Here is a 3,251-nt window from a genome sequence, read left to right on the forward strand (position 1 = left end):
GCACCAAACGGCCGTGGAACGTCCGGCAGAACTACTTCGCCGACGCCGTCGACTACCACCTGGACCGGATCACCGAGTCGATGGTGTTCGGCCGGGCCGTAGATCGCACGGAGCTGGCCGGCTAGGGGTTGACCGGGGTCCTCGCTAGGCGACCCGGGCGGCCGTGACGTCGGCGTCGGCGGAGAGCAGCGACCAGCCGTCCAGCGCGTCGGCGGCGGCGCGGTCGCCGGCGCCGATGGTGAGCGTGTCGGCACCGAGATCCGCGTCCCACACCGCCGCGGCGACCGCCCGGACGACCGACAGTCCGTCGTCGTCGGCGCGGCCACCGGCCGCGTGGACCGTCACGGCCGAGTCCTCGACCGCCACCTCCCACCCGGGCTGTGCCGAGACCGCCAGCACGTCCTCGTCGACGTGCAGCGACCGCAGGTCGTGGCCGACGTAGGTCGGGCGCTGTCCCGGCCGGGCCGCGATCAGGTCCGCCACCGTGTGCGCGCCGCTGAGCACCATCAGGCTGGGCACTCCGGCCGCGTTCGCACCGGCGATATCGGTGTCCAGCCGGTCACCCACCATCAACGGCGCGCGGAAGTCGTCGCGCGCCGCCGCTTCGACGATCATCGCCGGCGCCGGCTTGCCGGCCAGCTGCGGCTCGGCCTCGGTGGCCGCCTGCAGCGCCGCCACCATCGAGCCGTTGCACGGCACCAGACCACGCTCGGTGGGGATCGTCCGATCCAGATTCGCCGCCACCCACAGCGCGCCGTCCCGGATCGCCAGCGTCGCCTCGGCCAAGTCGGACCAGTTGGTCTCGAAGCTCAGCCCCTGCACCACCGCGGCCGGGCCGTCGCTGTGCTTGCCCACCGGCTGGAGGCCGACCGCGACGACCTCGTCGACCAGCGCCTGGGTGCCGACCACCAACACCCGCGAGCCGACTGACAGCTGGGTGGCCAGCAGCCGCGCCGCACTCTGCGCACTGGTGGCCAGGTCGTCGGCGACGGCCTTGAACCCGAGTTCCCGCAGGTGCGCCGCCCCCTCCTCCGGGGTACGCGACGCGTTGTTGGTGACGAACAGCTTGCGGCCGGGCGCGTCGTCGAGCGCCTGGACCGCCCCTTCGGTGGTCTGCTCGCCCCGGTAGAGCGTCCCGTCCAGGTCCAGCAGCAGACAATCCTGTTTACGCGCGAGAGTAGACAATGTGAAATTACTCCATTTCGTCGATATCAGGTCGAGGATTTGCGGCACATCGTTTCGCCGAAACCGGTGGGCCTGCGAATTCAGCAGATCACGAGAACATAACGGAGACGCTACCACGGGCGTGGCGGCCCGGCCGCGGTCCGTTCACCGGGATCGCCCTGTGCGACCTGCGCATACAGGGCGTTGAACGCCGACAGGGAACGCGAACCGTGAGATATGTCACCGTGGTTCGCGCCATGTGAGCGGCCTCTCGATAAAAGATCGAAACGCGGTCGGGCCTGCGGGTTCCGGACGCGTCGGATATTGCATGGTCGGAAATTCCGATGCTTTGATTTCGGCGAGGCGAACTGGTTGTCAATTCCCTGTGAACATCGTCCGATCGCCCGCCCCGCAGGTCCACGGGGTCGGCGGTCTGCTCACTCCGCGTGGAACATGTTCGGTCGCTCACGCACGGCCGGTCGACCATCGGGTCGCCCCTAGGGTGGCATCCATGACGTCGCCCCTAGGGTGGCATCCATGACACCGACACTGCGCCAACCGCGAATCGCCGTCTTCGGCGGAGGGTCCTGGGGGACGACCGTCGCGTCGACCTGTGCTCGCCGGACACCGACGCTGCAGTGGGTCCGGTCCACGGCGACCGCAGGGGAGATCAACGACACGCACACCAACACCCGCTACCTGGGCACCGGGGTGCAGCTGTGCGACGCACTGCGGGCGACCACCGACTTCGCCGAGGCCGCCGGCTTCGCCGACGTCGTCGTGATGGCGGTCCCCTCGCACGGCTTCCGCGCCGTGCTCACCGAACTCGCCGCCGAACTGCGGCCGTGGGTTCCGGTGGTGTCGGTGGTCAAGGGGTTGGAGCAGGGCACCAACCTGCGGATGTCGGAGGTCGTCGACGAGGTGCTGCCCGGGCACCCGGCCGGCATCCTGGCCGGGCCGAACATCGCCCGCGAGGTGGCCGAAGGCTATGCGGCGGCGGCCGTGCTGGCCATGCCCGACCAGCATCTGGCCGCCGAGCTCGCGTCGTTGTTCCGCACCAGGATGTTCCGGGTTTACAACACCGACGACGTGATCGGCGTCGAGATGGCCGGCGCACTGAAGAACGTGTACGCGATCGCCGTCGGGATGGGCCACGCGCTGGGGATCGGCGCCAACACCGAGGCGATGGTGATCGCCCGGTCGGTACGGGAGATGGCCAAACTCGGTGAGGCGATGGGCGGCGCCCGCGACACCTTCGCCGGGCTGGCCGGCATCGGCGACCTGGTCGTCACCTGCACCAGCGAACAGAGCAGAAACCGCCGCGTCGGGGAGCAACTCGGCGCGGGCAAGTCGGTCGCCCAGATCGTCGAGTCGATGGATCAGGTCGCCGAGGGGATCCGGGCGGTGGGCGCCATCATGAAATTCGCCGACAAGTACGACCTGAACATGCCGATCGCCCGCGAGGTCGACCGGGTGGTCAACCACGGATCCACCGCTCGCGACGCCTACCGCGGCCTGATCGCCGAGACGCCGGGCCACGAGGTGCACGGCTCCGGGTTCTGACGTCTTCGTCGAGGATCCGCACGGTCGGCGAGCACGCCACCGATCTGCACAGCGCGGCAATCACGTTCGCGGCGATGGAGCAGAAGCACGCCGCCGCGCTCAGCCTGCCGGCGCTGAGCGACCCGGGCGACTCCGCCGCCGACGGCTGAGTTCGCCAACTGCCGGTGCGGGGGCGGCAGCCGCAATACGCTGATCGTCATGGCGACCGCACTCCGGAAACCGACGGTGGTGGTGCTGGGCGGCGGCTCGTGGGGCACCACCGTCGCGTCCATCTGTTCCCGACGGACTCCGACCCTGCAGTGGGTGCGCTCCACCGAGACCGCCAACGACATCAACGACAACCACCGCAACAGTCGCTACCTCGGTGACGAGGTGGTGCTCTCCGGCACCCTGCGCGCCACCACCGACTTCACCGAGGCCGCCCGCAACGCCGACGTCGTCGTGATGGCGGTCCCCTCGCACGGCTTCCGCGCCGTGCTCACCGAACTCGCCGCCGAACTGCGGCCGTGGGTTCCGGTGGTGTC

General features: G+C 69.8%; 4 protein-coding genes. 3 read left to right on the forward strand and 1 reads right to left on the reverse strand.

All coding sequences use genetic code 11. The features are described from left to right. Nucleotides 1-125, forward strand: a 125-nt coding sequence (locus AC2VNT_RS11125; RefSeq protein ID WP_486946911.1) for a hypothetical protein, incomplete at its 5' end; no start/stop codon positions are given. A 19-nt stretch (nucleotides 126-144) separates the two neighbouring features. Here AC2VNT_RS11125 and AC2VNT_RS11130 read toward each other — a convergent pair. Then, entirely contained in the window at nucleotides 145-1,185 is a 1,041-nt protein-coding gene (locus tag AC2VNT_RS11130; RefSeq protein ID WP_486946908.1) for an HAD-IIA family hydrolase, read from the reverse strand. Between the two features lie 516 nt (nucleotides 1,186-1,701). Here AC2VNT_RS11130 and AC2VNT_RS11135 point away from each other — a divergent pair. Both AC2VNT_RS11135 and AC2VNT_RS11140 read left to right on the forward strand, forming a co-directional pair. Then, complete coding sequence (locus AC2VNT_RS11135) at nucleotides 1,702-2,727, forward strand: NAD(P)H-dependent glycerol-3-phosphate dehydrogenase (protein WP_486946909.1); 1,026 nt, start codon at nucleotides 1,702-1,704, stop codon at nucleotides 2,725-2,727. Nucleotides 2,728-2,925: 198 nt separating this feature from the next. Then, on the forward strand, nucleotides 2,926-3,251 hold a 326-nt coding region (locus AC2VNT_RS11140), incomplete at its 3' end, for an NAD(P)-binding domain-containing protein (protein WP_486946910.1).

The organism is Mycobacterium sp. TH-M15 (genome assembly GCF_057473705.1).

Excerpts from the sequence above, each read along its gene's own strand:
- AC2VNT_RS11135 (WP_486946909.1), top strand. The coding sequence starts at position 1,702 with ATGACACCGACACTGCGCCAACCGCGAATCGCCGTCTTCGGCGGAGGG.